At 70.3% G+C, this 1,335-nt stretch carries 1 protein-coding gene; it reads left to right on the forward strand.

All coding sequences use genetic code 11. From position 1 onward, the window contains the following. Positions 1 to 230: 230 nt before the first annotated feature. Complete coding sequence (locus tag ACWEO5_RS38490; protein WP_452166707.1) at positions 231 to 1,319, forward strand: IS110 family transposase; 1,089 nt, start codon at positions 231 to 233, stop codon at positions 1,317 to 1,319. Positions 1,320 to 1,335: the final 16 nt, after the last annotated feature.

The following is a 1,335-nucleotide window of genomic DNA, read 5'->3' on the forward strand; positions in this document are numbered from 1 at the left end:
TCCTGACAGTGAGGATGTTCATGAGCGGTTCCCGGGCAGGTCTGACCCACCTCCTGACTGACCTCGGGTCCTCAACGGGATTTGTCGGCTTCGTTCGGGGACCGCTCGTGTGCATCCACCGGTCCGGCTTGTGTGACTTCATAAGAGCCTGGCCAGAGGCCCCATCACTGTCCTGTCCACCCGCCGGACCGGTGGCTGCCGCCCTGACCGGTCGAATGGAGAGGACGGCGATGTCCACCATCGCACAGCAGACCCGCGAGATCACCGGCGGCGTCGACACCCACAAGGACACCCACACCGCGGCGGCCGTCGACTCGGCCGGACGGCCTCTGGGCGCCGAGCAGTTCGAGGCCACCGCGGCCGGCTACCGCAAGCTCTTGGCCTGGCTCCGCTCGTTCGGCACCCTGGTGCTGGTCGGAGTCGAGGGTACGGGCGCCTACGGGGCCGGCCTGGCCCGCTACCTGCGCGAGCAGGACGTGGGCGTGGTGGAGATCGACCGCCCGGACCGCAAGGCCCGCCGCTGGCAGGGCAAGTCCGACCCGGTCGACGCCGAGGCCGCCGCCAGGGCGGCCCTGTCCGCCCGCCGCACGGGGATACCCAAGCAGCGCGACGGCCGGGTGGAGGCCCTGCGGAGCCTGCGGGTGGCCCGCCGCAGCGCGGTGCGTCAACGCGCCGACGTGGCACGGCAGATGAAGACTCTGATCATCACCGCTCCAGAAGAACTGCGGGCCGTACTGCGGGACCTGGGCGACCGGCAACTGATCGCCACGTGCGCCGCCTGGCGCCCGGACGCGCAGCGGGCCGGCGAACCGGCCGTCGCCGCCAGGCTCGCGCTGCGGACCCTGGCTTGCCGCCACCGGCGACTCGGCGAGGAGATTTCGGAGCTGGAGGAGATCATCACCCCGCTGGTGACCGAGATCGCCCCGGCCCTGCTCACGCTGAACGGCGTCGGCGCGGACGTCGCCGGGCAACTGCTGGTCACCGCCGGGGAGAACCCCGAGCGACTGCGCTCCGAAGCGGCGTTCGCCATGCTCTGCGGTGTCGCGCCACTGCCCGCATCGTCCGGCCGCACCCACCGCCACCGCCTCAACCGAGGCGGCGACCGGGCCGCCAACGCAGCCCTCTACCGCATCGTCCTATGCCGCCTGCGCTGGGACGAACGCACCAAGCAGTACATGCAGCGCAGGACCACGGAAGGCCTCTCGAAGAAGGAGATCATCCGCTGCCTCAAGCGGTTCATCGCCCGAGAGATCTACCAGGTCCTGACCACACCCAGCACCACACCAATCACCGCCGAGCAGCTCACCACCGCTGCTTGACATCCATAAGAGCATC

The organism is Kitasatospora sp. NPDC004272 (assembly GCF_053603035.1).

Coding starts and splice junctions, on each gene's coding strand:
- ACWEO5_RS38490 (WP_452166707.1), top strand. CDS start 231: ATGTCCACCATCGCACAGCAGACCCGCGAGATCACCGGCGGCGTCGAC.